This is a genomic window from Planktothrix sp. PCC 11201 (genome assembly GCF_900009135.1).
Classification (GTDB): domain Bacteria; phylum Cyanobacteriota; class Cyanobacteriia; order Cyanobacteriales; family Microcoleaceae; genus Planktothrix.
Genome location: NZ_LT797710.1, coordinates 37868 through 40799 on the forward strand (window position 1 = coordinate 37868; position 2932 = coordinate 40799).

A 2932-nucleotide genomic window follows, 5' to 3' on the forward strand; every position below is an offset into this window, starting at 1 on the left:
GGGGAGGCAGGGGAGGCAGGGGGAGCAGGGGAGGTAGGGGTGTAACGACTCAGTGTTACGAGCATTTCGGCGATTGTATCTCGATGCACTAAACGACCATTGCCGGGATAGACCAGTGCCATTAGGGTTAATAATCCTCTAACTAGGGCAGAACTGATTAGGGGACGTTGTTCTTGCATCGACTCAACGGCGATTCCTGCATGGTTGAGAATTTCTCTGAGGGTATAACGGGCGATCGCATCTAAACCAGGGCCAATCAGGGCAATTTCATCGGGCCGTACCTGACCAGTTTTAACCCCGGCGATAATCTGTTCGGCGGTTTGTCGGAGTAAATCAGCCCGTGATACCGTTTGAATCGATTGAATCTGAGGAGAAAACAAGAGGGAGTCGGGAAACGCAATGGCATTCTCCAGTACCAACTCTAAAATCGGTTGGGCTAGATGTTTCCCTAAACCCTTGGGTTGGTCTAAGGTTTCGGTACGACATCGCTTTTGCAAATCTGATAGGGCTATAGGGTCAGCCCCTAGCCCCAAACGTACAGCCCCATTTGGATTGTAGGTAAATGCAGCCATTTTTCCCTGCTCCAGAAAGAACTCAAACAAGTGACGGGCTAGGACAGGATATTCGTCCACGTCGTCCGCTAAAACTACTGGATATCGACGCAGTAGGTGTTTTTGATAGGTGGGATGATGCAGGAGATGTTGACCATAGAGATCGGCAATAATCCCATAGGTGAGTAACCCCCGGTCTAAGCACCAGTCCCGCCATTGTTGCAGCCATTCTCCGATCTGGTTATAGGGGGTTTCGATGTCGCCCGTGGGGAGAAATCCCTGTTCTAAAATCTGGGGGATAGCCTCTATTGAGTTAACACTTAGGGCTGCTAGTTGCAGAATATCCAGAATTTGGCGCACCATGCGGTTAAGGCTAATCCCTGGACGTCTGAGGGTACTGATTGACCGATCACGACTCCAAAACTGGAGGGCAAGTTCCTGTTCGGTTTCGGGGCGTAAACGCAGGGGAAATTGGGCTTTTAACCCCAACTTTTCGACTAACAGGGGCCAAAACAGAATTACTTCGTCTTGAAAAAACCCCAATGGGGTTGTGGAATAAAAGGCATATTGTCCCTGGGGGATAGTGGTTAAACGGTTAACCAGGGCAATGCGGTTATCACCATTGGCGGCAAAAATTAAGGTTGTGGTGCCGACAGACTCAGGGTTTAACTTGGGTTGGCGTTTTTGGCGTTGAGGTTGTGGGGGGTGGGGAAGGGTTCCCAGTAGGGGTGTCCACTCACAAAATAATTCGATCAGGCGAGTGGTTTTGCCACTTTGGGAACTTCCGGTAATCCACAGAGCAGGAGACAGCACAGCAATCGGTCTAAAATTTGTTAAGATACCCCGTACATTGTAGCGATGTTCTACCAGAACATCTTTTAATTAACATTCATTCCACTGATTCTTGAGGGGTCTAAACCATGGCCGCTGCTGATTCTAATTTATTTCAACAATTCTTTGGTAATGCGAATCAATGGTTTCGTACTACACCGGAACGGGCTTTAGATCAAGCATATGATGCTGCTTTAAAGATTCGTTCTCTTGAGAATGAGCATTTCCAAGGTGAAAAAATATCCCTAGAATTCCATCCTGAATATAGCGATCGCACTATTTTATATTTTAATTCTGAACTAAAAAAATATCTCAAAATTATTCAGACTCGCTTAATGGTATTTAATGCCAGCCGTTCGGTTTTTGGATGGTCGGAACAAATCAATCCCTCATCGGGTATTAACCTGGAGTTAGACCAAAAATTTACCTCGAATGGATCTTCACCTCACCGGAAAATAGTTGAGACTATTTGTGAAAAACTCGATTATATTGATGCGGTAGTTACTCGTTATCAATCCGCAGAATCCTCGGATTTTTCTGTAGATTCAACCCCAATTTCTACCGAAAAATCTCTATCACTAACCCCTACAGGAAACCTCCAAAATTCAACTCCAAATTATAGCTCTGAAAACAAGAATTTTTTGAATATTAACCGGAATCCCAGTTCCAGAAAAACGATAAAACCGGGTTTGAGAAACAAAAATCCAACTCGGGTTTTACCCCGTTCTTTATTGAGAACATTAGGTCGAATTAAACAGGAACTCAGACCCGGCTCGGAGTCAGAAATCATTGCAAGTTATAAGCAAACTCAAGCTAAAACCCTAATTTCTATCCGATTTATTCTGTTGTTGATTTTGATTCCTTTACTGACTCAACAACTGGCTAAAAATTTCTTGGTTGGGCCGATTATCGATGGGATATTTACAAATAAAGAACAAACAACTATTTTTATTAATGTTGATATGGAGGAAGAAGCTTTTATCGAATTAAAACATTATGAAGAACGCTTAAAATTTAAAGCATTAATTGGTCAAGCTCCTTCCCTAACATCGGAAGAATTAGATAAAAAGTTAAAGGAAAAAGCCCAAGAAATAGCCGAACAATATAAAGGGGATAGTGGTGGTGCGATCAAGAATGTTTTTGCAGATATTATCTCAGTTTTTATGTTCGCTTTTATTTTGGTTTCCAACCGCAGTGAGGTAGAGACTCTCAAATCATTTATGGGGGATTTAATTTATGGGTTGAGTGATAGTGCGAAAGCTTTTATTATTATTTTATCTACGGATATGTTCGTCGGGTTTCACTCGCCCCACGGTTGGGAGGTGGTTTTAGAAAGTACCGCCCGACATTTTGGACTTCCTGAAAATCGAGACTTCAATTTTTTGTTTATTGCGACCTTTCCAGTTATCTTGGATGCGGTGTTTAAATATTGGATTTTCCGTTATCTCAACCGCAGTTCTCCTTCTGCTGTTTCTACTTATAAAACGATGAATGAATAAAAGGTCTGTAGGGGCGGGTTAAAATTAATCTTTGATACCCATAAACAATTT

1 protein-coding gene and 1 pseudogene are annotated in these 2932 nt (G+C 42.9%); one reads left to right on the forward strand and one right to left on the reverse strand.

All coding sequences use genetic code 11. The features are described from left to right. A pseudogene (locus PL11201_RS19455) lies at positions 1–1364 on the reverse strand (recombinase family protein); the annotation flags it as partial. Between the two features lie 107 nt (positions 1365–1471). On the opposite strand from PL11201_RS19455, the gene PL11201_RS19460 reads away from it, so the two are divergent. Then, complete coding sequence (locus PL11201_RS19460) at positions 1472–2881, forward strand: proton extrusion protein PcxA (RefSeq protein WP_079680551.1); 1410 nt, start codon at positions 1472–1474, stop codon at positions 2879–2881. Positions 2882–2932 lie beyond the last annotated feature (51 nt).